Raw genomic sequence first — 24,802 nt, 5'->3', positions numbered from 1 at the left:
TAGCATATTGCTACTTACATTTTAAAGTGAATAATTCAAAACATTCATTTTTGATTCTCTGGTGGTGCATCTTCAAAAAAAATCAGACACAAAAAAACCCAATACATCAAAACCACTAATCCACACATCGTTGTCAAAATGTGATAAATTAGGTAAAATCAATTAGTTGGGTGCTCAAATATAAAGCGATTATTACATCTGCTGATTACGTTTTCAAACTATTAGTTATGCTACTTATTATCATCGACAAACTACACAATATATAACATTTTAAACAAAATGTCTTAACGAAAGTAGCCAAATAACTGAGTGCTTCAAAAAAGAGTCCGCTTTCGCGAAAGCGTACAATTCCAACCTAAATATTAGTAAAATAGCTATCTAAATAGCTTTAAAATACACCCCACTTTCTTTAACACTATATAGTATCTTTACATTCTAAAATATTGAGTGAATTCTATGAGTTTTAAAAAAGAAATAGCCCGTCGCCGAACGTTTGGAATTGTATCTCACCCAGATGCAGGAAAGACAACACTTACTGAAAAACTACTCCTCTTTGGTGGAGCGATTCAAGAAGCTGGGGCTGTAAAATCTAATAAAATTAAAAAAGGAGCTACGAGTGACTTTATGGAAATTGAACGCCAGCGTGGTATTTCTGTAGCCACTTCTGTGCTTGCTTTTGAATATAATGGCATTAAAATAAACATCCTTGATACTCCTGGTCACAAGGATTTTGCCGAAGATACTTTTAGAACACTAACTGCTGTAGATAGTGTTATCGTGGTAGTGGATGTTGCAAAAGGTGTAGAGCCACAGACAGAAAAACTGGTGGAGGTATGTAGAATGCGCAACATCCCAATGATTGTTTTTGTAAACAAACTGGATCGTGAGGGTAAAGACGCCTTTGAATTACTAGATGAAATAGAAGAAAAATTACACCTCTCTGTCACTCCATTAAGCTTCCCTATTGGAATGGGATATGACTTTAAGGGAATTTACAACCTTTGGGAGAAAAATGTTAATCTCTTTAGTGGAGACAGCAGAAAAAACATAGAAGAAACAATCGAAGTTTCAAAGCTACAAGATGAAATACTTGATAAGCTCGTAGGTCCCGAAGCTGCCGATAATCTTAGAGAAGAGATAGAGCTAGTACAAGGAGTTTATCCAGACTTTAATCAGCAGGATTATCTTGATGGTACACAGCAACCTGTGTTTTTTGGTTCTGCTTTGAATAACTTTGGAGTAAGAGAACTGCTTGATTGTTTTGTGAAAATCGCACCACCACCACGACCAAAAAAGAGTGAAGAACGTCTCGTGCACCCAGACGAAAAAGACTTCTCTGGTTTTGTATTTAAGATTCACGCAAACATGGATCCTAAGCACAGAGACAGACTTGCTTTTATAAAAATAGTTTCTGGTGTTTTTGAACGCAACAAGCCATATCTACACGTTAGGAACAAGAAAAAATTAAAATTCTCAAGTCCTAATGCATTTTTTGCAGAGCGCAAGGAGATTGTAGACATCTCATACCCAGGGGATATTGTAGGACTGCATGATACTGGTAACTTTAAAATAGGTGATACACTTACTTCTGGTGAGGAGCTTCATTATAAAGGTATACCTGCGTTCTCTCCTGAGCACTTTAGATATATCAATAATGCGGACCCAATGAAGTCTAAACAGCTTGCTAAGGGTATTGACCAACTTATGGATGAGGGTGTTGCACAATTATTTACGCTAGAGCTTAACGGTCGTAAAGTAATAGGTACTGTGGGAGCATTACAATATGAAGTAATCCAATACCGCCTAGAGCATGAATATGGGGCTAAGTGTACCTACGAACCTTTAAGTGTATCAAAAGCTTGCTGGGTTGACCCAGAAGATCCAAAAAGTGAAGAGTTCAAAGAGTTTTTACGAGTAAAACAACGTTTTATGGCAAAAGACAAAAGAGGCCAACTCGTATTTCTAGCAGATTCTCCTTTTACATTACAGATGACACAACAGAAGTATCCATCTGTAAAAATGCACTATGTAAGTGAATTTAAAGACTAAGGATTTTAAAACTAGATTTTTTTACTCAAAATTCAATTTAAAGGCGCTTAAGAGCATTTTGCAGCAAAAGACAACTGGTTGTGAGACAAAAATCTAATCGTCGCTTAAAATAGGCTTATTTTAATCCGATATTAATTAGTTAAACTTATTGAAATTAAATTTTCTATAGAAATTACGAATACCTATAATCTCTAGCAGAGTATAGTTATTTTAAAAAAGGTGTGTTCATTTTAATAAGCACACCTTTTTAGGTTTCTTAAACGAAATTTAAATTTTAATGCTTAATTAAATAATTACCTACAGCACATGACAGGCATTTATTGAGATCACAGTAGTTAGCTTTTAATTCTAATAAGGCTTGGGTTTCTTGAGCATTTTGTGCGCGATCTCTTAAGGTGTTATACTTCTTGATAATACTGTTACTTTCTGGCTTGATAGCGTGCATCATAGACAGCAGCACCTCACTCTCATCTTTCCCTAGGTATTGATTATAAGAAAACCGTAATGGTATAATTGCATTTATGATGATGATATCTATAAATGACGACGAAAGTTTCTTAGCACGTTTTTTCTGGTCTTTCCCAAAAGAATAGTGTGTATCCCAATACTGAGAAGCCTTAATATCAAATAGAGCATATAACTCAGCGATAGTTGATGCAGACATTAGTTTTTGGAACAAATTCAGGTGTTTATGGTAGAGCTGCGCCACTTGTGACAGTCGTATTGTAGGAAAGTTATCTGGCCTCAACTTATAGAATTGTACGGGTAGCACTCCATCGCTCGCAATCTGAAATTTATGAGAAACAAACTCAAACTCACCTTGTAACTGCATCGGGTATGAGTCTATGGTGTTTTCTGGTAACAATCCGCCTATACCTAATAATAATGCTTCTAGTCTAAAGGGTTCTTGAGCGCATTTACGAATGGTAGAAAAGTCAAGTTTTTCAGCGATGGACTGAAAGGCGTTTGCGTTTACTTTGGTGCCAAAACTGCGCATGAGCAACACAAAAAGTGCCGCTTCCCAGTCACCATTTACCTTGTTAAGCATAGGTGTGATGTGCTCCGTTTTTCGCGTTAAGCGTTCAAAATAGAGACGTTCCAGCCAGTTGCTTTGTATCATCTCTGGAATTTCCCGTATGCTGTTCTCACAATTAATCCATTGTTGTGCTTTGTTATTAAAAAGCTCCTTGTAGCTTCTCAAAGCAGCTTCGGCAACTAGATTTTTGAGGACTAAGGTGGGGATGGCAGTGTTGTCTTTTCTGTAAATCTCTACGTCATGCTCCCACACTACGTGTAAAATTACATTGTCATAAGCAGCATCTACCTCATGATTATGCGCATACCAATCTGAAGATTTTAAGTGTATTTCTACGTTTCCAGCCCACTTTTGATCACCTATTACAAGTGTGGTATTAAAAAAGTCTGGCCCGGCTAGATGATTATGTTGTCCTACGTTGATTAATGTAATGGGCAAGCCTGAGGTTGTTTCTGCTTTCGCGAAAGCGTACTTCTTAAATTTCCATAAGTAATGTAAAAAGTCTTCTTGCATAGGAGCTTATTTCTCAAAGCTAAAATACATCTTTCTGATTACTAACAAAATACGTAATTCACAAATGAAAATAACATCACAATAGCGCACAAAAAAACGCGGGACAATGTCCCGCGTTTTTTTCTAAAAATTGCTATTTAATTACATCGCATTAATAATATCATGCTTTGTAATGATATGATGTTTCCCATCTCCCAGATCTACTAAGACTGCATTGTTCTCTTTTGAGATAAGCTTTGAAACTTCTGCTACTGTAGCATTTTTCTGTACAATAGGATATGCTGCTCCCATTACATCTTTGATAGGTAAGTCTGCCACCTCGTTGTTCTCCATATATGCTCTAAAAAGATCTCCCTCATCTACAGAACCTACAATACCTGTCACATCTTCTACAGGGATTTGTGAGATTTTATAATCACGCATGCGCTCTATCGCGTGTGATACAAGCTCCTCTGTCTTTACAGTCACAAGTGGTTTATCTATATGATTCTGGATCAAATCGCTTGCTACCTTATATTCTTGGTCTAAGAAACCGCGCTCACGCATCCAGTCGTCATTAAACATCTTTCCTACGTAACGGCTTCCATGATCGTGGAAGAGTACTACGACAACATCATCTGGACCAAATTTTCCTTCCTCATTGAGTTGTAACAACCCCTTAATTGCAGATCCAGCCGAATTCCCTAAGAACATCCCTTCCTCTTTGGCAAGGCGTCTTGTGTATACAGCAGCATCCTTATCTGTTACCTTTGTAAATCCATCGATGATGCTGAAGTTTACATTAAGCGGTAATATATCTTCCCCTATTCCCTCTGTGATGTATGGGTAAATCTCATTTTCGTCAAAAATACCTGTCTCCTTATATTTTTTAAATACAGATCCATACGTATCAATTCCCCATACTTTTACATTTGGGTTTTTCATTTTAAGATAGCTTCCTACCCCAGAGATGGTACCTCCTGTTCCTACACCTACCACAAAGTGCGTTACCTTTCCATCTGTTTGATCCCAGATTTCTGGTCCTGTACTATTAAAGTGTGCCTTACAGTTAGAAGGATTATCATACTGGTTTACGTACCAGCTATTTGGTGTTTCTTCGGCAAGTCTTTTTGATGTAGAGTAGTATGATCTTGGATCATCTGGCTCTACATTAGTAGGACACACTACCACCTCACTACCTACGGCACGCAAGATATCCATCTTCTCTTTAGACTGCTTGTCTGATATTACACAGATCATTTTATAGCCTTTAATAATAGCAGCAAGGGCAAGACCCATTCCCGTATTACCAGAAGTACCTTCTATAATAGTCCCGCCAGGTTTAAGAACACCTGCTGCCTCTGCATCTTCTACCATCTGTAACGCCATACGGTCTTTTACAGAGTTTCCAGGATTAAAAGTTTCATATTTTGCTAGCACAAGACAAGGAAGGTCTTTTACAAGTGCGTTCATTTTTACCATAGGAGTGTCTCCTATCGTTCCTAATATATTTTCAGCGTATTTCATAATCTTCTTTTGTGGGTGCAAAGATACTTTTTACAAGACAGATGCGAGAATGCCTTTACAGATTATTGGCAATGTGGTTTTTTACGCTTTCGCGAAAGCTGTCTCCCATTTACTTTGAGAAACATAACTGCATTATTATTTATCTACTATTAAAACATGGGAGATTAGAGAACTACAGCGCATTAAATCAACGAAATTATAATCTACCATATTTTATAAAAATTGTTCATTTTTTTCATCGCCAAAAAAACGTGTGTATTCCTCTCAATCGTACCTCACTCGTCGGATACAAGAAAAAGCTAGGCTTAATCAAACTTTACTAAAAATTTCCCTCGCTTAAGCACAAATTAAAAGCATCATCTTATTAAATAAATATTTTCTTTATCGATATGAACTTATAGTTTAAACCATACACTCAGCTGTAGCTAATTTGCTTGACCTTAAGCTCACATCATTTTTCACGTAAAACTTGCTTAGGCCAATTAAAATGATGAATTGAATTTTAAAAAAATAATTTTATTAGACACATAGCTATAGCGTAGGGTTAACAAATTCACTAATAATTATTCCACGCTGTACTACTTCAATACTGCAATTCACACTACAGCTGCGTCTTGGTTTATATCTAGTCTATATTTTAAATTATTCCTTACTTTTGGATAATCGCATACAAACACACATGGAAACCAATAGCTCACCTTTTACTAGAGAAATGTTGCTTCCTCAAGAGGAATGTCTTGAGGTCGAAAAGAAACGAGGAGAGCTCTTTATTGGGATTCCGCGTGAGACACACTTTCAAGAACGCAGGGTATGCTTAACCCCTGATGCTGTGGGAGCGCTTACTGCAAATGGACATCGCGTGATGGTAGAGTCTAAAGCTGGAAAAGGAGCTCGCTACACAGATAAGGACTACTCAGAAAACGGAGCCGAAATCACCCAAGACACTGCCAAAGTGTTTTCTTGCCCTATGATTCTTAAGGTAGAACCGCCTTCCCTAGAAGAAATAGAGATGATGAACCCGCAAACGGTGCTCATCTCTGCCTTACAAATCAAAACCCAGAAGAAACAATATTTTGAAAAACTTGCTAGCAAGCGCATCACTGCACTCGCTTTTGAGTTTATAAAAGATGAGGACGGCACCTACCCTGCCGTGCGCACACTTTCTGAAATTGCCGGTACCGCAGCCGTACAAATGGCGGCAGAGATTATGTCTAGCCCAGAAACAGGCACCGGTATGCTGCTAGGTAACATAAGCGGCGTGCCACCAGCAGAGATTGTGATTATAGGAGCAGGTACCGTAGGCGAGTTTGCCGCCAGATCTGCTATCGGACTAGGAGCAAATGTGAAGATTTTTGATAACTCAATCACAAAGCTACGCTGCATACAGACTAATGTAGGCAGGCCATTATACACCTCTACCCTACAACCTAAGAATCTTGTAAAAGCCCTCAAACGTTGTGACGTTGTGATAGGTGCTGTGCGAGGTGCAAACCGCGCACCGGTCATAGTGAGCGAGCGCATGGTAGAAGGGATGAAAAATGGCGCCGTCATTATAGATGTAAGTATCGATATGGGAGGTTGTTTTGAAACCTCAGAAGTTACTACGCATGATAAACCTACTTATAAGAAACACGGCATAACCCACTATTGCGTGCCTAATATTCCTGCAAGATTTGCCCGTACAGCATCTCTGTCTCTCAGTAATATTTTTACCCCTTACCTACTTGACATTGCAGAGGAAGGCGGTATAGAAAATAAGCTACGCTACGACCGCGGATTAAAAAATGGATTGTATTTTTACCACGGTATTTTAACCAAAAAATCGGTAGCAGATTGGTTTGACCTTTCTTACCGAGACATCAACCTTTTGATCTTCTAGTTAAGCAATGCATACTCTTAAACGTATAGGATATTACCTCGGTGGCTTTTCCATTGGGCTTGTTTTACTTGCTTTCTTTTTTAGCGGTAAAAAAACCAGCTGTGCTTACTTTCCACAAGAGCGTGTGCTTAAAAACTTGCGCATTAAACCGTATAATCTCACCCCAGAAGCAACACAGTCACTGGCTGCCATGCAACTAGATACGGTCACTATAAACCGTTTATTAAAACTAGGAGATGTAGATTTTGGAGAGAGCGTACCTCGCCGCGAGCCATGTGGTCATTATGTAATCATAGGACAAGACGAAGCAGGAAACAATCTCAAGATGGAGCTAGATAACTGTAAAGAAGCAGTGAGCATCAAGTCCCTTACCAAAATGACCAACTAGCCTCTTTAGTACGCTTTCGCAAAAATGTGATATCATAATACCAAGTCTATTGATAGATTCTTGCGACTTGTAACAAGTATTCAAATAGTCGTTTGCAAACGTGTACAATTGAAAACATGCGTTTATACGCTGAAAATCGAGATTGCTAGGATTAAGTAAAAACATTCGTTTATACACCTGGTATGGGTATGATATATGACTAATATGTAATAACTTGCGTTTATATAAACGTGGACGGCTGATTGCCAAAGGACATGTTTTTCATCTCAAGATAAGCCACATCCAAGGCAGTTGCATACTTGCAAATTCCCGCCATCGTATGGCTCCACTTCAAAATCAGAACACCTATAAAGTCGTTGAAATATCGAAGAGTTGGGTATAGATCGAGTGCGAGTAAATCCGCTAGGATTTTAAAGCTCCCACCCTACCAATCAGCCGTCCACAGGCCACTACTCAAAAATGCCAAGGGCATACATCTCAATTATAGAAAGCTCACACGTAGTTGCAACCAGCCACAACTATTACATAACGCGAATACGACATTTTTGAAAGCTCTACGCGCGGCGCACAACTCCAAAATTCATTGTATATTTAGATCAAACAAACAAGACCGCAAATCAAAGCAAATCAGCAAAATGCCGCACTCGCTTTATGCAGTGGCCTGTTAGCACCAATTAAAAAAACACAACTATGAAAAAATATTTTCTACTATTATTTCTTATTTCTTTTACAGTTTATTCGTTTGGACAAATTAAAGAAAGTCAAGAGATAGATAGCATTTTTACGGAATGGAATAAGACAGATGTTCCAGGATGTGCCTTAGGTATAATAAAAGAAGGAAAACTAATTTATGCCAAGGGATACGGAATGGCAAATATGGAATATGATATTCCAAACTCTGCTACTTCTGTGTTTAGAATAGGTTCAACTTCCAAACAATTTACGGCTGCATCTATTGTTCTGCTTGCAGAAAAAGGCAAACTAAGTCTCGATGATAATTTGAAAAGCTTATTTCCTGATTTTCCTGAGTACGCAGAAAAGATAACAATTAGACATTTATTAAATCATACGAGCGGTATTAGAGATTACTTGCAAATTAGTTACTTAAAAGGATTGGGAGATGATGATTATTATACAGATGACAATATTATGAAATGGCTAATAAATCAAACTGATTTAAACTTTGCACCTGGTGAAGAATATTTATATAGTAATTCTGGATATTGGCTTCTTGGTCAAATCGTAAAAAAAGTATCTGGAATGAATATGGCTGAATTTGCTGTGAAAGAAATATTTGAACCTCTTGAAATGAGTAATACACATTTTCATAATGACCATACGCAAATAGTAAAAAACAGAGCGTCTGGATATGTTCCTGATAATAATGAGAACTATAAAATCAGTATGACTACATTAGATATGATTGGTGATGGTGGAATCTTTACTACAATAAATGATATAAAGAAATGGGATGACGCATATTATGAGTCAGCTGTTTTAAGTAGAGAGTTTTGGAATGTGATGACGCAACAAGGTATATTAAATAATGGAGAAGTTATTGACTATGCCTCTGGTTTAATGATAAGTAAATACAAAGGATTAAAAAGTGTTAGACACGGAGGAGCTTTTGTTGGTTTTAGAGCGGAACTATTGCGCTTTCCGGAACAAAAATTATCCATTGCAATATTTGCCAACAGAGGTGATGCCAATCCGTCAAGAATGGCTAATCAAGTAGCAGATGTATTATTGAAAGATAAACTAATTGAAAAGGTTGTTAAGAAAGATAAAAAAGTAAAGATTGATGTTACAGAAGATGAATTTCAACTAAGCCAAATTGTTGGTAATTATGAAATACAACCAGGTGTTGTTGCTCAATTATCTATAAAAAATGATTCATTAAATGTCCTTCAAACTTGGAATAAATCAACCTATAACATTTTAAAAGTAAGTGGGAATACTTTCCAAATACCCGGAAATGAAAATATAAGTTTTTCATTCTCTAATTTAAAAGATGGTTTTACACAAACACTTAAAGTTTTACAAGATGATAGTGAGACAATCGCAGCAAGAAAAAAAGAAATTGATACTTCAGGAATCGACCTAAAAGATTACACAGGAAGTTATTATAGTAAAGAACTAGATGTGAATTATAGTTTTGAAATAGAAAACGAAATTTTAATTGTTAAAATTGAAAATACACAATCAATTAGTGAATGCACAATTAGTGACTTAGACCAATTTTCAACGGAACTAGGATTAGTACGATTTCAACGAAAGAATGGATTAATTTTAGGTTTCGAATTAGATTCAGGAAGAGTTAAAAATTTGAAGTTTAAAAAATAACTGGTGCTATCACCGTGTATAATTCATTGCTAGTTATAGCCTACTTACGAAAGCCCTCACGGACTTTCTATCTGTGATTTATTTGCTAAATTAGTTGCTGAAACACGCAACGAAATCATACACTAGACCGTGGACGGCTGATTGCCAAAGGACATGTTTTTCATCTCAAGATAAGCCACATCCAAGGCAGTAGCATACTTGAAAATTCCCGCCGTCGTATGGCTCCTCTTCAAAATCAGAACATCTCAAAAGTCGTTGAAATATCGAAGAGTTGGGTGTAGATCGAGTGCGAGTAAATCCGCTAGGATTTTAAAGCTTCCACCCTACCAATCAGCCGTCCACAGGCCACTACTCAAAAATGCCTAGGGCATACATCTCAATTATAGAAAGCTCACACGTAGTTGCAACCAGCCACAACTATTACATAAAGCGAATACGACATTTTTGAAAGCTCTACGCGCGGCGCACAACTCCAAAATTCATTGTATATTTAGATCAAACAAACAAGACCATAAATTAAAGCAAATCAGCAAAATGCCGCACTCGCTTTATGCAGTGGCCTGTTGTGGCACATTAAAATGAACATCCGAATAGACATTAAAAATCTTCTAATTTTCTCGCTTGCTTTCATTCTGTTTACTGCAATCGGAACAGTCAGCCACGAATACGGACATATAATTGTAGCCAAAAGTTTAGGTTATGAAACCACTCTGCATTACGGAAGTATGAACTATGATAGTGGCGAATTAAATGATAATTTAATACAAATTTATAATCAGTACGAAAATGAAATTACAAATAATCTTGATTTTGAAAAGCGGACTGAATACGAAACTGGCATTGAAAAATTAAAATCAAACAGACTTCTAATAACGATTGGAGGTCCTTTACAAACAATACTTACGGGAATTATAGGCTTGATAATATTACTTCGGCGCAAAAAACAAATCCAGCAAAATGGATTGAAAATAATTGATTGGTTAGCTGTTTTCTTGTCTTTGTTTTGGTTAAGAGAAGTTTTTAATCTTTTTATGTCATTCGGTCGGGAAATTTTATCGCCAAATAGAACTTGGTTTGGTGGCGACGAAAAAAATATCTCTCAAGGATTTGAATTATGGTCAGGCACTTTTCCAATTTTATTGGGATTACTTGGATTACTAATATCGCTATTTGTTATCTTTAAAATCATTCCGAATAAAATTAGATTGACATTTATATTAAGCGGATTTACAGGTGGAATAATCGGGTTTATTTTGTGGATGAATATAATCGGGCCGAAACTAATACTGTAGAAATAACGTGCCACAACAACGTATACACCTCACAGCTAGTTACTTGCTTGAATGAAGTTAAGACATATTTGCTAGTCCGCCAAATTTATTAATTTGGCTTATTGAGAAAAAAAATAATAAGAAAAATTAAAAAATTCGGCTCGTGCTTCATCCTAAAATAATTTTATAATTTGCACGCTACGAGCCATATACAGAGACGTGGCGGCTGATTGCCCAAGGGCTCGCAGTTCACGACAAAATAAGCTTCACAAAAGACAGTTGCATACTTGGTTATTACCGCAATCGTATGGCTACGCTTCAAAATCGGTTTAAGAGCGATTGTAAGGGCTATAATCAAGAACCTAGCACAGATAGATTATAGAGCAAATCTGCTAAGATTTTAAAGCTCCCACCCTACCAATCAGCCGTCCACAGGCCACTGCTCAAAAACGTCTAGGGCGTTCATCTAAAGCATAGAAAGCTCGAGACGTGGTTGCAACCTGTGCATTCCTCTCGCTCGTTCCTCACTCGTCGGATGCAAGAACTACAGCATAAAGCGAATGAGACATTTTTGAAAGCTCTACGCGCGGCGCACAACTCCATAAGTCATTGTATATTTAGTCCAAACAAACCAGACCGCAAACTAAAGCAAATCAGCAAAATGCCGCACTCGCTTTATGCAGTGGCCTGTTGCCCACAATTATGAGAAAAATCCGAATATATATCATATTTCTGACTTTTTTGACAATGTTTCTCAATGGATATTCTCAAAATATGTTTGACTATGAGCAGGAAATAAACAATAAAGAAAATTATAACTTTCAAGAATTAGATTTCCAAAATACAGAAGAAAATATCAAACTTTCTGGAACTTTATTAACACCTAAAACTAATTATGATAAAATAGTAATTATAGTTCCTGGAAGTGGACGAGATACAAGATATGCCCATTTTATTTTAGCAGAAGAATTTTTAAAAAATGGAATCGCAGTTTACCGATTTGACGAACGTGGAATTGGAAAATCCGAAGGTCAATTTAATACTTCCGCAACTTCATTAACGGACGACTTGACATTTGCACTCTGGGAATTAAGAAAATTTGATTTCACTAAATCTCATAAAATTGGTGTTTTAGGTCATAGTTTGGGCGGAATCGCCTCAATTGGAGCATACAAAAATAATCAAAATATTGATTTTCTTATTCAAATGGGTGCGCCTGTTGAGAAATATGGTGTGTTTTTCAAATATCAAACAATAAATAATATTAGTGAATTTTATCAAATTAAAGGAAAAACCCAAGATCAAGTTGTGGAATTATTAAACCTAATTTATCCGATAATAGTTAGTAATGATGACTTTAAAACAATAAGAGTTAAAGCAAAGAAAATTGCAAAGGAAAATGGATTTAAAAAAGACTTTTATAAATTTATTAGTCCATCACATATCGACCATGTAAAACAAAATCACGAAGAAACTTATAAAAATATAAACATTCCTGTCTTATATATTATTGGAGGGAATGACAAGTTTGTAAATCCAAAATCTGAAACTGAAATACTAAAATCTTTCAGCAACACGAACATCCAAATAAAAATAATGGATGGACTTAATCATTGGCTAACCGAAAAAAATGCCGATGCAGGAACATCTCTTTACCAAATGGATACAAGTGCATTAAAGGAAATAATAAACTGGACATTGAACAAATAACTGTGGGCAACAACGTGTATAATTAATCGCTTGGTTCTAGCCTACTTACGAAAATTCCGCTGGAATTTTCTATTTGTGATTAGTTTGCTAACTTAGTTGTTTAACCACGCAACTAACCATACACATCAACGTGGACGGCTGATTGCCAAAGGACATGTTTTTCATCTCAAGATAAGCCATATCCAAGGCAGTAGCATACTTGCAAATTACCGCCGTCGTATGGCTCCGCTTCAAAATCAGAACACCTCAAAAGTCGTTGAAATATCGAAGAGTTAGGTATAGATCGAGTTAGCGTAAATGAGCAAGGATTTTAAAGCTCTTTGTGTATTTCTATTGATTATCGGTTATGGCATTACTATGCCGTTCTTTGATGCCTTCCTCTCGCTATGCTCGTCGGAAGCAAGGCTAAAAAATGTCTAAAGAATACATCTAAAGCACAGAAAACTCGAGACGTGGTTACAACCTGTGCATTCCTCTCGCTCGTACCTCACTCGTCGGATGCAAGAACTACAGCATAAAGCGAATGTTGTGCCTTATTGTGAATCTCATCTTGCATCAAGCTCCTTCGTCGATGATGAGAGAGGCAAGTTTGAAAGCTCTACGCGCGGCGCACAACTCCAAAATTCATTGTATATTTAGTCCAAACAAACAAGACCGCAAATTAAAGCAAATCAGCAATCCCGATAGCTATCGGGAGCTGCACTCGCTTTATGCAGTGGCCTGTTACCACACATTAGAAAAAAACAATCGTAATATATGCAAGGATATGAATCTTATAACAAATTCAAGAATAATTTAAAAGATTCAAAACAACTATATGATATAACTTATCATTTATATATTTCTGAGAGACAAAGGCTAAAAAAATTACTTAAATCAAACAAAAAAATCAACCCTACGCTACTGACATCGATAGGTTCAATCGAACATAGCCCTACTTCTTTATACCAAAGATTGGAATCTCTTTATCCATTTAAGTTGCGACAACTTATATTGATTTCTACAATTACAGCTCTTGAAGTTTATTTGACAGATGTAATTTTGGAAATTTTTGAAAGAGATATTTCACCATTTAAAAAAGACGAACCAGCGACATTCCAAAAAAATTATCTTCTAAATTTAAGCTCAATCCAAAAGCTACAAAAAGATATAATAAGTAAAGATTTTAGAAATTTAACGAGTGGTGGTCTTACACAAATAGAGAAGTATTATAAGAAGATGTTTGATATAGATTTAAAGAACTTAGGTGTCAGCTTTAAAGAAATCGAAGAAATACATATTAGACGACATCTGTTTGTTCATCGAAATGGTGTCACTGATAATGAATATGTGCGAAAATTTCCACAATTTGGTTTTCGTGTTGCGGAACAAATACATCTTGAACACGATTACTTAATAGAATCATTAAACAAAATATCTGATTTTGCGGGCAAAGTCAATAATCAAATTATTGCTAAATTTCCAGACAAGACTCGCCAAACTAAATATCATATTGGCACAAAAGGATTCGATACTCAATTAAAGAATTTTATGATTGAAATGAGTATTTTAGAATCGAATTTCGACCACGTAGATTATTTAAATAATATTTCCGTCCGTGGAGTAAATATGTCAGAATATATAGTTCAAATTGCAACTATCGAAAAGACTTGTTTGCTATTTATTTGCGGAAAACAATCAGAATTATCGTCTTTCTTTTATGCAATTAAGGGAAATGAGAAATTATCTATTTTAAAGACCATCGAGCTGAAGAAATAACGTGTGGTAACAATGTATATAAAAAATAGCGCGAGCAGTTGCAAACACAAAGGTTCGGGCATTTTTTCGAGGTCGCCAAATTTTTAAATTTGGCTATTTGGGAAAAGAAAGATAAATAGAAAAATTTAAAAATTCGGCTTGAGTTTAACCGAATCGATAGCGCACTTTTTCAGCGCTACTTTTCATATACTCGACCGTGGACGGCTGATTGCAAAAGGACATGTTTTTCATCTCAAGATAAGCCATATCCAAGGCAGTAGCATACTTGCAAATTACCGCAGTCGTATGGCTCCTCCTCAAAATCAGAACATCTCAAAAGTCGTTGAAATATCGAAGAGTTGGGTGTAGATCGAGTGCGAGTAAATCCGCTAGGATTTTAAAGCTCTTGTATCTCTCTATTGATTATCGGTTATGGCATGACTAAGCGGTTCTTTGATGCCTTCCTCTCGCTATGCTCGTCGGAGGCAGGACTCAAAAATGCCTAGGGCTTGCATCTAAATTATAGAAAGCTCGAGACGTGGTTGCGCCTGTGCATTCCTCTCGCTCGTACCTCCCTCGTCGGATGCAAGAACTACAGCATAAAGCGAATATTATGCCTTCCTCTCGCTGCGCTCGTCGGAGGCAAGTTTGAAAGCTCTACGCGCGGCGCACAACTCCAAAATTCATTGTATATTTAGATCAAATAAACAAGACCGCAAATTAAAGCAAATCAGCAAAATGCCGCACTCGCTTTATGCAGTGGCCTGTTATCTGCAAGCTCAAAAAACAGAATGAAACGACTTTTCACACCATTTTTTATAATCGCAATTGCAGCAATATTATTCTGCGTCTATTTGCTATTTATGGACGAAACTGGTTGGGGAACATTTGCAACTATCTACATCGGGATTTTGGCAATTGTAACATTCTTAATAGACCTTTTACTAAAAAAAGCCAAAATAGGTTTAGGAAAAATATTTTTAGTACAACTCGCAATTATCAACGTAGTTGGATTTATATATTTTTACGGAGAAAGAACTCAAATCTTGGAAATCTCTGATGACTTTGACCAAGACTATGTTTCAATAGTTTATGGAGTTGAAAATGAAAAAGGACTTTCCATAAATCCATATACTTGGACTAAAACTATCGAAATACCTGAAAATGGAATTTTGCTAACGTCATCTGATTTTAATACTAACCTACCTGAAACGGAAATGAAATTTAGTCCAGGAATTTTATTGGGTTCTGAGCAAACGGAGAAACATTTAGTCGGAATTGGCGACTATCAATTGGAACTAAATAATAAAACGTATAAATATCGTAGTTGGAAAATTCAAGAAGGATTTTGCTGTTCACATTCCTCTAACGAAGTTAAAGAACGTGCGGTGGAATTATTAGCTGAACTAAACAGAACGGAAAAAGCCAGCAGATAACAAAACCTATAAACAATACTGGTTTCGAGCTTAATCGCAGGGTTTACGTATTTTTATGAAGACCGCAAAATCTTTGGGATTTTGCTTTGGACAAAAAAAAGAAAAAACAAAACAAAAAGATTTCGCTATGTGCGTGGCGGAAAGCAAACGCTTGTTTGCCCCCGTACTGTTCATAGCTAAACCGTGGACGGCTGATTGCCAAAGGACATGTTTTTCATCTCAAGATAAGCCACATCCAAGGCAGTAGCATACTTGCAAATTCCCGCCGTCGTATGGCTCCACTTCAAAATCAGAATACATCTAAAGTCGTTGAAATATCGAAGAGTTGGGTATAGATCAAGTTAGAGCAAATCCGCTAAGATTTTAAAGCTCCCACCCTACCAATCAGCCGTCCACAGACCACTACTCAAAAATGCCTAGGGCTTGCATCTAAATTATAGAAAGCTCGAGACGTGGTTGCGCCTGTGCATTCCTCTCGCTCGTACCTCCCTCGTCGGATGCAAGAACTACAGCATAAAGCGAATGTTGTGCCTTCCTCTCGCTGCGCTCGTCGGAGGCAAGTTTGAAAGCTCTACGCGCGGCGCACAACTCCAAAATTCATTGTATATTTAGATCAAACAAACAAGACCGCAAATTAAAGCAAACCAGCAATCCCGATAGCTATCGGGAGCCCAACTCGCTTTATGCAGTGGCCTGTTGTACAACATTTAACGAAATCCAAGAATGGGATTAGATTCAGTAGAATTAGTAATGTCTGTAGAGAATAAGTTTGGAATTAGGATTCCTGACGCTGAATGTGAACAAATTTATACAGTTCAAGACTTCGCTGATTCCGTTTATAAACGAATTTCAATTAATCCAACTGAAAAATGTTTAACGCAGATTATTTTTTATCGTTTTCGAAAAGCATTTGAAAAATTAGGTTTTGAAAAAATAGCACTAAAACCTGATACTAAAATTTCAGAATTGTTTACTCAATCGGAATTGAAAATGAATTGGGAAAAATTAGAAACTGGAACCGGACTAAAATTACCTGAATTAGTTGCTCTTGATTTTAATCCGAATTTAGATTCTCACGTCAAATTTATGGGAATTAAAACCATAAAACGGACTTTACCAATATCCAAGGGAACAATTAAACAATTAATCGATTGGACTATATCGTTGAATTTTGACACAGTAATTGATATTGAAAGTATTACTGACAAATATGAAATCGAAAGAATCGTATCGGGAATAATAAGTGAAAATATGGGAATTCCGATAAGCGAAATTCAATTAAAACACTCTATTACAAACGATTTAGGAATAGACTGAGGAAAAGACGTTTTACAACAAAACCTATAAACAATACGGGTTTAGGACTTAAACGCCAAAGTCTGTCTATATTTATGAGGTTGCGAAATCTTTGGGATTTCGCTTTGACACAAAAAAAGAAAAAACAAAACCAAAAGATTGCGCTATGTGCGTGGCGGAAAGCAAACGCTAATTTACTCCCGTACTGTTCATAGCCAAGACGTTAGCGGTAATTTGACCGACGAACTAAATGAGACAAGAAATTTCAGTTAATAAAGCAATAATTAGAGGACACTTAATCGTGAATATTCCTGTCTTTATATGTATTATAGGAATTCCTGCAATATCTCTTTATTTATCAAATCAAAATTTAATTCCTAAATGGGGAATTGGAATTGGATTTATTTTAGGTTTTGTTATTGCTTGGTCAGTTTGGAGTTTTATGATTACAAAATGGCGAATTTGGGCATTTAAAAATGTTAGAAACGTTCACGAATTAAAGAAAAGAGCGATTCAAGAAAAACTGATTTGGAATGACGGAAATATATTTGAGAAAACTGAAATTAGGACTCTTGAAGACAAAGAAGAACTAAAGAAACTTGAAAAAAAATTCGATAAAGAAGATATTTATAGAGAAGATTATTCTCTTCCACCAAGAACTATAATTAAGTATTCTAAATCGTTAGGATTGTTTGAATTAATTATTTCAATTTTAATAATTGGTCTTGGAATATATTTTATTATAAAAGGAACGAATAAAAGTTACATATTGGGAGGAATAATGGGTTTAATTGGAATTTATAGTTCTATAAAAGAATTGCGAAAATTCCTTAACAATAAACCTCAAATAATTATCGATAATAAAGGAATAGAAACAATAACAACTGAATTTAAAAATTGGTCGAATATCGAAGATGAGCAAGTTATTCAGGAAGGATATGGAAAATCCGCAAAATCCTATCTGACTTATTGGTATGACGAAGAAATATTTGAAAAAGTCGAAATTGACCAATTAAATATTACTCAACAACAATTAGAAAATATAATCCGAACATATAGAATACGAAACAATAAAAACTACCGCTAACACCGTGTATAATTCATTGCTAGTTATAGCCTACTTACGAAAGTCCTCGCGGACTTTCTATCTGTGATTTATTTGCTAACTTTAGTGCTTAAACACGCAACGAAATCATACACAAAACCGTGGACGGCTGATTGCCAAAGGACATGTTTTTCATCTCAAGATAAGCCACATCCAAGGCAGTAGCATACTTGTAAATTCCCGCCATCGTATGGCTCCGCTTCAAAATCAGAACAATTCAAAAGTCGTTGAAATATCGAAGAGTTGGGTATAGATCAAGTTAGAGCAAATCCGCTAAGATTTTAAAGCTCCCACCCTACCAATCAGCCGTCCACAGGCCACTACTCAAAAATGCCTAGGGCATACATCTCAATTATAGAAAGCTCAAACGTTGTTGCAACCAGCCACAACTACAGCATAAAGCAAATGAGACATTTTTGAAAGCTCTACGCGCGGCGCACAACTCCAAAATTCATTGTATATTTAGATCAAACAAACAAGACCACAAATCAAAGCAAATCAGCAAAATGCCGCACTCGCTTTATGCAGTGGCCTGTTGTACAACAATATTACAAAAATTTGATTTTGGTTCGATTTTGGTGTAAATTAGCATCAAAACATATTTCTTATGGCTAGACAAAGTATATCTTTCACGCAACCCAATGACGAGTGGTTAAAGACACAAGTAGACAATCAGGAATACTCAAGTAAAAGCGAGCTTGTGAATGATTTAATTAGACAAGCAAGATGCCAGCAAGTCCAAATTGATTGGATTAAATCTAAGCTAGATAAAGCAGAAAATAGTGGGTTTACAAGTGATACCAAATCCGAAATACTAAAGCAGTCTAAAGCCACTCTTAATGGCTAAATATAGATTAAGCAATTCCGCAAAAGAAGACCTTATAAGAATTCATCATTACGGAGTTAAAAAGTTCGGGATGAGTCAAGCCGACAAATATTTTGATTCATTTTTTAAATATTTTGACATAATTGCTCAAAGACCTTATTCGTTTGAATCGGTAGATTTCATAAAAAGCGGATATCGAAGATGTGTTTGTGGGTCGGACAGTATTTACTATCGAATAAATGATGATAGTGCTGAAATAATGGCGATTGTTGGAAAACAGGACTTGAAAAATATACTATAAACTATTCGCAAAAAATACTGTTGCCAACAAAACCTATAAACAATGCGGGCTTCGGGCTTAAACGAATGGTTTGTGTATTTTTATAAAGTTGGCAAAATCTTTAGGATTTTGCTTTAAACAAGAAAAAGAAAAAACAAAACAAAAGATTTTGCTATGTGCGTGGCGGAAAGTAAACGCTAGTTTGCTCCCGTACTGTTCATAGCTCAACGGTGGACGGCTGATTGCCAAAGGACATGTTTTTCATCTCAAGATAAGCCACATACAAGGCAATAGCATACTTGGAAATTCCCGCAATCGTATGGCTCCGCTTCAAAATCAGAACACTTCAAAAGGCGTTGAAATATCGAAGGGTTGGGTATAGATCGAGTTAGAGCAAATCCGCTAGGATTTTAAAGCTCCCACCCTACCAATCAGCCGTCCACAGGCCACTACTCAAAAATGCCTAGGGCTTGCATCTAAATTATAGAAAGCTCGAGACGTGGTTGCAACCAGCCACAACTATTACATAACGCGAATACGACATTTTTGAAAGCTGTACGCGCGGCGCACAACTCCAAAATTCATTGTATATTTAGATCAAACAAACAAGACCGCAAATTAAAGCAAACCAACAAAGCTTGTACTGAGCCTGTCGAAGTATGCCGCACTCGCTTTATGCAGTGGCCTGTTGTAGTACATTTAAGAAAACCCAGAATATGAGAATAAACATTTTTACAATTTTGACATTAATCCTATTTGTTTCTTGTAAAACTGACCCAAATAAACAAGTCGATGAAGGAACGGTTAATGAAAATAAATATCATAGCAATGAAATTGGTTGGACAATCGAGATACCAAAAGGTTGGAATGTTACTCAACGAGGAGAATCACAACAAAGAGAAGATAAAGGACTAAAAGCGATAAATGAGGCGAACGGAATTGACTACGATGCAAGCGGTCTAAAACAACTTATAAGCTTTCAAAAAGATAGACGACATATTTTTGCAGCAACCTCGGAAAAATTTATACTTGAATATGATGGAGAATATGAAGAGCAAAAAGAAATTGTTAAGGAAATACTTTACAATACTTATGCAGAGAACGGAATTAAAGTAGATACGACTTCTTCCAAAGAAATAATTGACAATTTGGAATTTGATTTGTTCAAAATAACAGTTTATGGACCAAAAGGTGAAATTATGCTTTATCAAGATTTATATTGCAGATATATCAATGGACTTGATTTCGGAGTGAACTTAAATTATATAAATGATAAAGAAAAGAATGAATTAATAAATGTGTGGAAGAACTCAACTTTCCAATAAAAACGTGCTACAACAAGGTATATAGCTCATAGCTAATCAGTTGCTTAAACGAAGTTAAGGCATATTTGGAAAGTCGCCAAATTTTTAAATTTGACGACTTTCAATAAAAAAGATAAATAGTAAAACATAAAAATCTGACTTGTGCTTAATCCGAAAATAATTTTCTAATTTGAACGCTACGAGCCATATACAAGACCGTGGACGGCTGATTGCCAAAGGACATGTTTTTCATCTCAAGATAAGCCACATCCAAGGCAGTTGCATACTTGCAAATTCCCGCCTTCGTATGGCTCCGCTTCAAAATCAGAACACCTCAAAAGTAGTTGAAATATCGAAGGGTTGAGTATGAATCGAATCAGGAGGAAATCCGCTAGGATTTTAAAGCTCTTGGTGTCTTTCTAATGATTATCGGTTCTGGGATAACTAAGCCGTTCTTTAATGCCTTCCTCTCGCTATGCTCGTCGGAGGCAGGGATCAAAAATGTCTAAAGAATACATCTAAATCATAGAAAGCGCGAAACGTGGTTGCGCCTGTGCATTCCTTTCGCTCGTACCTCACTCGTCGTATTCAAGAACTAAAGCATAAAGCGTCCCGAAGTACATCGGGATTTCAAAGCTCTATGCGCGGCGACAGAACCACAAATAACTGTATATTTAGACAATCAATTAATAAACAAATAAATACAGGCTATCCAGCAATCCCGATAACTATCGGGAGCCGCACTCGCTTTATGCAATGGCCTGTTGTAAAACATTTAAGAGAAACATTGAGAATTCAAGTTATCATACTGATTTTAATCACAAATTTTACTTTCGGACAAGAAAAAGTTACGATTGAAAAAAATATTGAAAAGTATGAAATCAAAGATGAATTTAACCGATTTGATGATATTGGAAATCCAAAAAATAATTTTGAAAGCCTAAAGATAAACCTCAAATCAAATTCGGAAATAGAAATTCAGAATAGTTATAGTTCTGGATTTACTGGAAATGACATCAAGTTCATTATAGATAAACAACTGAACATCAAAAAAGCGACATATAATTATTGGATTGATGTTGTTGATTTAAATAATTTAATTACTTATAAAGTAAAAAAGGTAAATCTGACATTAAATGAAAATCCTTTTGACAAGACAAATGGACTGCGTGGAAAGTATATTCTTGTAATTGACCATTTCCGAAATGACTCTTTGGTAAAAACTGAACATTTCAAAGGGAAGTTCAAAACTTTCAAAGGAATTGATAAAGAATCTTCTGATTACAAATGGACTCTTAAACAAAATGAGATTTGGTATGGAATCACCAACGAGAATGGTGTTTATCTAAATCCCGACAAAGTGCCAAGTATAAAATCTGATTATAAGATATTAATAAAGGAAATCAAAAAATTAAAAGGTTATAAGCCAAGTAAAATAAAAGCCTTTGTTGTGATTAATGAAAATGGAAAAATTGAAAAGGAACCAATTAGATTTTTAGGGCAATTAGATAAAGAATTGGAAAAGCAAATTACAAAATTACTGATTGAATTAACTGATTGGTATCCTGCTTGTGTAAATGAAAAAGAAGTTAAATCACAAATTCCGATAATAATTGGAATTGAATAAAAAACGTTTTACAACAAAGAACTGAGTTGAAAATAAGTCTACTTCTACAGAGCTCAGCATAAGATTTTAAGGTAATTTCAATCTATAATTCTCATCGCAATGTCTTCTTGATTTTAAGCTTTCGCGAAAGCGTCATCTTTCTTAAAACTTGTATATTTAGACAATTAATAAATAAACAAATACAGGCTATCCAGCACAGCTTGTACTGACCTTGTCGAAGTATGCCGCACTCGCTTTATGCAGTGGCCTGTTGTCATTAATATGAATAAAGTCCTGATTTTCATTTTTATTCTTTCCTCAACCATAGGGTTTTCTCAAGATTCGCTGATTCCTAAAATTGAATGGAATGGAACATCTGAAAACGAAAACCAATATGTGGCTTTACTGAGATTAAGGGACAGAAATTCCTTAATTGTGAAAGTAGCTTACACTGGCTACTGGCTAAAAGGAATCAGCGGGAAATACATTGTTTTTCAAAATGATGGGAAAATAAAACGGTACAATGTTTTCCAGCCAACTGATTCGGATTCAAAAACCAAAATAAAACGAAAAAGAGTTAGGAAAAAGGACTTTGAATATTATAGAGCTCATTTAAGAAATTGCGTTTACGAAAACAAACTCAGTATAATTAAATCAAAGCTAAATATCACAGAAAAACCCGGGGCGAAAAAAGGAACAATGATAACCAAAGTGATTTCAGATGGCGCAAATTATCATTTCGGCATTTATCAAGGAAAAAACTACATCGCATACGGGAGTTACGAGCCAGAGTCGTTTATTGAAGATGAATTTCCTGGATATCAGGAAAGGAAAAAACTTGTGGATTTAATGAGTGGATTTGAAAGCCTGATGGAGAAATACTAATGACAACACAACCTATAAACAATACGGGCTTCGGGCTTAATCGAAAGGTTTGCGTATTTATATGAAGACCGCAAAATCTTATGGATTTTGCTCTGAACAAGAAAAAATAAATCAAAACCCGCCCGTACCGAAAAGGCACGTTCGGGCGGGCAATAAGATTTTGCTATGTACGTGGCGGAAAGTAAACGCCAATTTGCTCGCGTACTGTTCATAGCTAAACCGTGGACGGCTGATTGCCAAAGGACATGTTTTTCATCTCAAGATAAGCCACATCCAAGGCAGTAGCATACTTGTAAATTCCCGCCGTCGTATGGCTCCGCTTCAAAATCAGAATATCTCAAAAGTCGTTGAAATACCGAAGAGTTAGGTATAGATCAAGTTAGAGTAAATCCGCTAGGATTTTAAAGCTCTTGATGTCTTTCTATTGATTATCGGTTATAGGTTGGCTAGGCCGTTTTTTGATACCTTCCTCTCGCTATGCTCGTCGGAGGCAGGGCTCAAAAACGTCTTTATTTGTACATCATACTTACAGAAAGCGCGAAACGTTGTTGCGCCTATGCATTCCTCTCGTTCGTTCCTCACTCGTCGGATGCGAGAACTACAGCATAAAGCGTCCCGAAGTACATCGAGATTTGAAAGCTCTACGCGCGGCGACAGAGCCACAAATAACTGTATATTTAGACAATCAATTAATAAAAAATAAATACAGGCTATCCAGCAAAGCTTGTGCTGAGCTTGTCGAAGTATGCCGCACTCGCTTTATGCAGTGGCCTGCTGTGTGCAATTTGAGAAAATTTAGCTTTTATACCAATTTTTGGTATATTTGAGAAAATTAGTATTCAAATGAACAAAAACACATCAATATCACTAGGAAATTATTTTGACCAATTCGTTCAAAGCAGAATAAGTGAAGGAAGGTTTAAAAACGTTAGCGAAGTCATTCGTGCTGGATTAAGGCTTTTAGAGGAAGAAGAAAGTAAAGTAATAGCTTTGAAAACTGCAATACAAGAAGGAATTGACAGCGGAATAGCTCACGACTTCGACCCAAAACAACATCTTGAATCGCTAAAAGCGAAAAAGCATTCGAATGGCTCAATATAAGTTAACAAACAAAGCTGTAGAGGATTTATCAAAAATTTGGGATTATACGTTTGAGGTTTGGTCTGAACAACAAGCTGACAAATATTACGATGGACTAATTTCTAATTGTCAAGAAATTGCAGAAAATCCTGATTTTGGAAAAAACTACGAAGGAATATCAAAGCAACTTCTGGGAGTTAAGGCAAATCGACATATAATATTTTACAGAACTCTGAATGAAAATTATGTTGAGATAACAAGAATATTGCACGAAAGAATGGACTTAAAGAAAAGAATAACTGAATAAAAAACTGCACACAACAATGGCTATAAGTAATTGCTTGTTCTCGCCTACTTCTAAAAATCCTCGCGGATTTGCAGTTTGGTGTGTACTTGCAAAGTTTAATACAAACCCACGCAACTACTCATAGCTGAGACCGTGGACGGCTAATTGCCAAAGGACATGTTTTTCATCTCAAGATAAGCCACATCCAAGGCAGTAGCATACTTGGAAATTCCCGCCATCGTATGGCTCCGCTTCAAAATCAGAAC

General features: G+C 36.1%; 19 protein-coding genes. 17 read left to right on the top strand and 2 right to left on the bottom strand.

The annotated features are described in order from the left end of the window. Nucleotides 1-456 precede the first annotated feature (456 nt). Nucleotides 457-2,049, top strand: coding sequence for a peptide chain release factor 3 (locus SJY23_RS10290; protein ID WP_396596271.1), 1,593 nt, complete (start codon nt 457-459; stop codon nt 2,047-2,049). Between the two features lie 274 nt (nt 2,050-2,323). On the opposite strand, the gene SJY23_RS10285 is transcribed toward SJY23_RS10290, so the two are convergent. Together SJY23_RS10285 and SJY23_RS10280 are read right to left on the bottom strand one after the other, a co-directional pair. Further along, nucleotides 2,324-3,598, bottom strand: coding sequence for a DUF2851 family protein (locus SJY23_RS10285; RefSeq protein ID WP_396596270.1), 1,275 nt, complete (start codon nt 3,596-3,598; stop codon nt 2,324-2,326). Nucleotides 3,599-3,739: 141 nt separating this feature from the next. Beyond that, nucleotides 3,740-5,104 carry a pyridoxal-phosphate dependent enzyme gene (locus SJY23_RS10280; protein WP_035333956.1) on the bottom strand — a complete coding sequence of 455 codons (1,365 nt, stop codon included), beginning with the start codon at nt 5,102-5,104 and terminating at the stop codon, nt 3,740-3,742. A 679-nt stretch (nt 5,105-5,783) separates the two neighbouring features. On the opposite strand from SJY23_RS10280, the gene SJY23_RS10275 reads away from it, so the two are divergent. From SJY23_RS10275 to SJY23_RS10200, 16 genes are all read left to right on the top strand, one after another. Beyond that, entirely contained in the window at nt 5,784-6,983 is a 1,200-nt protein-coding gene (locus SJY23_RS10275) for an alanine dehydrogenase (RefSeq protein WP_035333957.1), read from the top strand. Nucleotides 6,984-6,990: 7 nt separating this feature from the next. After that, the gene (locus SJY23_RS10270; protein ID WP_396596269.1) at nt 6,991-7,371 is read left to right on the top strand and encodes a hypothetical protein; all 381 of its coding nucleotides are present in this window, start codon (nt 6,991-6,993) and stop codon (nt 7,369-7,371) included. Between the two features lie 690 nt (nt 7,372-8,061). Beyond that, nucleotides 8,062-9,714: a serine hydrolase domain-containing protein gene (locus SJY23_RS10265; protein WP_396596268.1), complete on the top strand. Its 1,653-nt coding sequence runs from the start codon at nt 8,062-8,064 to the stop codon at nt 9,712-9,714. Between the two features lie 578 nt (nt 9,715-10,292). Further along, nucleotides 10,293-11,006 (top strand): hypothetical protein, encoded by a 714-nt coding sequence (locus tag SJY23_RS10260; protein ID WP_396596267.1) that lies wholly within the window; start codon nt 10,293-10,295, stop codon nt 11,004-11,006. 753 nt (nt 11,007-11,759) lie between these two features. Further along, nucleotides 11,760-12,695: an alpha/beta hydrolase gene (locus SJY23_RS10255; RefSeq protein WP_396596266.1), complete on the top strand. Its 936-nt coding sequence runs from the start codon at nt 11,760-11,762 to the stop codon at nt 12,693-12,695. Between the two features lie 756 nt (nt 12,696-13,451). Next, nucleotides 13,452-14,453, top strand: a complete 1,002-nt coding sequence (locus SJY23_RS10250; RefSeq protein ID WP_396596265.1) for a hypothetical protein — start codon at nt 13,452-13,454, stop codon at nt 14,451-14,453. A 770-nt stretch (nt 14,454-15,223) separates the two neighbouring features. After that, entirely contained in the window at nt 15,224-15,868 is a 645-nt protein-coding gene (locus SJY23_RS10245) for a hypothetical protein (protein WP_396596264.1), read from the top strand. Nucleotides 15,869-16,591: 723 nt separating this feature from the next. Beyond that, on the top strand, nt 16,592-17,185 hold the full coding sequence (locus tag SJY23_RS10240) for a phosphopantetheine-binding protein (RefSeq protein WP_396596263.1): 594 nt from the start codon (nt 16,592-16,594) through the stop codon (nt 17,183-17,185). Nucleotides 17,186-17,414: 229 nt separating this feature from the next. Next, nucleotides 17,415-18,251 (top strand): hypothetical protein, encoded by an 837-nt coding sequence (locus tag SJY23_RS10235; RefSeq protein ID WP_396596262.1) that lies wholly within the window; start codon nt 17,415-17,417, stop codon nt 18,249-18,251. A gap of 625 nt (nt 18,252-18,876) precedes the next feature. Continuing rightward, on the top strand, nt 18,877-19,116 hold the full coding sequence (locus tag SJY23_RS10230) for a type II toxin-antitoxin system ParD family antitoxin (RefSeq protein ID WP_396596261.1): 240 nt from the start codon (nt 18,877-18,879) through the stop codon (nt 19,114-19,116). Then, a complete protein-coding gene (locus tag SJY23_RS10225) occupies nt 19,109-19,396 on the top strand; it encodes a type II toxin-antitoxin system RelE/ParE family toxin (protein WP_396596260.1) in 288 nt (95 codons plus the stop codon). The genes SJY23_RS10230 and SJY23_RS10225 overlap by 8 nt, the downstream gene beginning before the upstream one ends. A gap of 695 nt (nt 19,397-20,091) precedes the next feature. After that, a complete protein-coding gene (locus SJY23_RS10220; protein ID WP_396596259.1) occupies nt 20,092-20,700 on the top strand; it encodes a hypothetical protein in 609 nt (202 codons plus the stop codon). Between the two features lie 730 nt (nt 20,701-21,430). Then, nucleotides 21,431-22,306: a hypothetical protein gene (locus tag SJY23_RS10215; RefSeq protein WP_396596258.1), complete on the top strand. Its 876-nt coding sequence runs from the start codon at nt 21,431-21,433 to the stop codon at nt 22,304-22,306. A gap of 237 nt (nt 22,307-22,543) precedes the next feature. After that, entirely contained in the window at nt 22,544-23,170 is a 627-nt protein-coding gene (locus tag SJY23_RS10210; protein ID WP_396596257.1) for a hypothetical protein, read from the top strand. An 843-nt stretch (nt 23,171-24,013) separates the two neighbouring features. Next, on the top strand, nt 24,014-24,271 hold the full coding sequence (locus SJY23_RS10205; RefSeq protein WP_208155460.1) for a type II toxin-antitoxin system ParD family antitoxin: 258 nt from the start codon (nt 24,014-24,016) through the stop codon (nt 24,269-24,271). Next, nucleotides 24,258-24,557: a type II toxin-antitoxin system RelE/ParE family toxin gene (locus tag SJY23_RS10200; RefSeq protein WP_396596256.1), complete on the top strand. Its 300-nt coding sequence runs from the start codon at nt 24,258-24,260 to the stop codon at nt 24,555-24,557. Before SJY23_RS10205 ends, SJY23_RS10200 begins: the two co-directional genes overlap by 14 nt. Nucleotides 24,558-24,802: the final 245 nt, after the last annotated feature.

It is taken from the genome of Dokdonia sp. R86516 (genome assembly GCF_044596715.1).
Lineage (GTDB): Bacteria > Bacteroidota > Bacteroidia > Flavobacteriales > Flavobacteriaceae > Dokdonia.
This window is presented reverse-complemented; position numbering and strand designations above follow the sequence as displayed.